4 protein-coding genes are annotated in these 2,993 nt (G+C 31.4%); all 4 read left to right on the top strand.

All coding sequences use genetic code 11. The annotated features are described in order from the left end of the window. On the top strand, window positions 1-309 hold a 309-nt coding region (locus ABD814_RS09445), incomplete at its 5' end, for a transposase (protein ID WP_425549075.1). Next, a complete protein-coding gene (locus tag ABD814_RS13320; RefSeq protein ID WP_425549076.1) occupies window positions 302-469 on the top strand; it encodes a transposase in 168 nt (55 codons plus the stop codon). The genes ABD814_RS09445 and ABD814_RS13320, both read left to right, overlap by 8 nt. A gap of 930 nt (window positions 470-1,399) precedes the next feature. Then, the gene (locus ABD814_RS09450) at window positions 1,400-1,882 is read left to right on the top strand and encodes a hypothetical protein (protein WP_344912538.1); all 483 of its coding nucleotides are present in this window, start codon (window positions 1,400-1,402) and stop codon (window positions 1,880-1,882) included. A 528-nt stretch (window positions 1,883-2,410) separates the two neighbouring features. Further along, window positions 2,411-2,941, top strand: a complete 531-nt coding sequence (locus ABD814_RS09455) for a hypothetical protein (protein ID WP_344912540.1) — start codon at window positions 2,411-2,413, stop codon at window positions 2,939-2,941. Window positions 2,942-2,993: the final 52 nt, after the last annotated feature.

Here is a 2,993-nt window from a genome sequence, read left to right on the forward strand (position 1 = left end):
ATGAAGCAGATCCAACAGGTCAATCAAAAATTGAACCGACGCGTTCAGAAGCTTAAGCCAAGCGAACATTTTTTTTTTGATTTAGATTCAGCCAATTTCACGACTTGTGGCAAACAATACGGCACAGATTACAATGCCCATTACCAAACCACCGGCTATCATCCGCTCGTGTTGTTTGATGGCTTAACGGGTGATTGTATCAAAGCCGTTCTTCGTGCAGGTAACGTTTATACGTCTCGTAACGTTGTCAGCTTTATTGGCCCTGTGATCAAGGAATATGAGAAAATGAATCCAAGAAAGCATGAATAAAAGCACCATAGCAACTGTTAGAATTAAGCTGATTAAAATAGCAGGTAAAGTAATCAACACAGCCCGTTATACGACCTTCAAACTATGTAGCAGTTGTCTTTATAAAAAACACTTTTGGTTCGCCTTGAAAAAAATTCAGGGCATACCGCTTATTGAGTGACCCAATCAATAGCCATTCATCATTTTAAAAACTGAAATCATCTCGAGGGATAAGTCTGCCCATTTTTAAGTTTGATAGGAAAAAGTGGATAGAGAAAAGTGAAAATTTAACGAGCAACCATACTTATTTAGTTATAAAAACTAAATTTCCCTAACTGGCATTCACTTTTGGCAATTTAATGGGCAAATCACCTATAAAAAATCAAGTTATGAATAATGCAGGAATAGTGCCTCAGATTGGTAACAACATTTAATGATGGAAATTTGACAAGATCAATTATTATTTGTAAATGATAAAGAACTTAATGATTGTTGTGATGCAGTTATATAACGAACCACTAGCTCGTTATGGATTACTTGCATTGTAAAAATAAGCTTCACGAATCACACCCTGACGTTAAGATTGAATCGGGATTTTTATAAAAATCAGAAAACTAAATAAAATATCAAAAATATTTTTAGGGTGGAAAAAACCGACTAAGGACTGTTTATAATTAAGATACAAAGTTTATTGTTGAATTGGATAGAATTTACGAATTCATCGTCACGTAACTTAAGGCAGACCTCTAACAAGTAGATCCAGAGTATGGATAGAAAGATAATAGACACAGAAAAAAGGTGGAATTGTGATATTGCAAATGAGCTATTGATCGATGATGTGTTAAATCCATTGCTAAATATTATCTATTCATATAAATCAAGTCGATATTATAATGACGCTCCTACGGCATATAAACAAGTTCTGAGTAAATAAAAAAACTTCAACATAAAGGGGATGATTTCTTTATCATTGAATGAGCCTAAACGATTAGATTGGTCTTGCTGAGTGGTTTGATAGAATACACTTAATGTAATTCCTAGAAGGTTCAACACTTTTAGGGATTGAAGGAAAATCAAAAATAACTGTGCAAAAATACGAGGGGGATTGCTATTGGATAAAGTAACTATCATGAGCCGTAAAAGGTTTTTAGAGTGGGTACCTCCAGTTTCAAAAGAACAAGTTGTAGCTATTAGAATTGGGGATAGAGCGCCAGTCAAAGATGCAGCTTCAGATCGCTATACAGATACACTATCTTTAGCCTTTTATGATGAATGGACTTTTGCTGATGAAATTGACCGTAATACACCTGTAGGCAGTAACAGATTGACCGAAAAAGATAAAATTATTATAGATGATTATATTGATAAGTATTCTGATAGGTATTTTGTACTCCATTGCGAGCAAGGAATCAGTCGTAGTTCAGCTATCGGTTATTATATCTTAAAACGGCTAGGTTATAAAGAAGAGCTGAACGAAAAAAAAGACAGTGCGTTATATTTACCGAATATCGAAGTATATGGCCTTCTGATTGGGAACCCTTATACAAAGAAAACAGCAACTAAATTAAGGAAGGAGTTAGATTATCCAGAGTGACATAAGAAAGTGACATTCAAGAAATCTAGAAAATAGTGAATTTATAAAGGGAATATGATGAATTTTTTAAAGACTTGTTAAAATATACCTGTATCGAATTCTGGATGAGAAAATAGAAAAAGAATATTTGCTATGGAATTGTAGGACTAAACAATATTATTAATTCTTAGCACAACTTAATTTATAGAAGAAGTCAAAAATTTTTGATACTAAATAAAAATAATATTAAAGTTTTAACTCTATCACACAATTGAATTATATCTTCAGTATGATTCACCTGTTTACAAATAATATCTAACTATACTAGCATCACGTTATTAATGGAATATCAGACTTTAATCACAAAAATAAAGGAATTTTGAATGTAAGAGTTGCAAAGAGATAGCGAATAGTGTTTACAGTATAAAAATAGAGAAAGTTTGAGAAGTAGACAGTGTAACAGTTTACTTAAAGAACTGATTAGACTATTAAAACTAAGACGGATGGGAGATCTTAACATGAGTGATTTAAAAAAATATTTAGTAATAGATGAAAAAAAAATTAAAAGAATCTATTAATAATCATAATAGATTAGGTAAATTAGAAGTCATTTCAAATGATAAAAATTACTGGATAAATCTATTTACTTATGATGGAAATAGGACAGCTTTAGAAAACTTTATGCTATATAGAACAGCTGCTGCATTCAACTTATATAAATCTGGATTTGATGACGCAGACATAACTACTCCAGCATTAAATAATTTAAAAGATAGGCTTTTATCTCTACCAAGTGTTAAAGAGGTAAAAATGGGAAAAGAGATTAATGAAAAAGATAGAGCATTTCTAATTAGCTTGAATAATGGGAAAGAGTTATATTTGGAATCAGACACTGCAAACTCATTGATGGAAGATCTGGGGAATTTCTTAAGAAAAATTATAATAAAAACAAAAGAAATACCAAAGGGATTAAATTGGGCACAAGCTACTTATATTGAAAAATATAATTTGGATAAAAGCAAGTCTAATAATTATTACGTCCCATTTAGAAATTATTACTTTTACCTAGATTATTCATAGCCCAATCATAAAACCTGAATAAACCGCATCAAATCAATTAAAAATAACCAAT

It is taken from the genome of Amphibacillus indicireducens, from assembly GCF_039539605.1.
Classification (GTDB): Bacteria; Bacillota; Bacilli; order Bacillales; family Amphibacillaceae; genus Amphibacillus; species Amphibacillus indicireducens.

What these genes read in the sequence shown, in the direction of transcription:
- ABD814_RS13320 (WP_425549076.1), top strand. Translation starts at nt 302, where the DNA reads ATGAATAAAAGCACCATAGCAACTGTTAGAATTAAGCTGATTAAAATA.
- ABD814_RS09455 (WP_344912540.1), top strand. Translation starts at nt 2,411, where the DNA reads ATGAAAAAAAAATTAAAAGAATCTATTAATAATCATAATAGATTAGGT.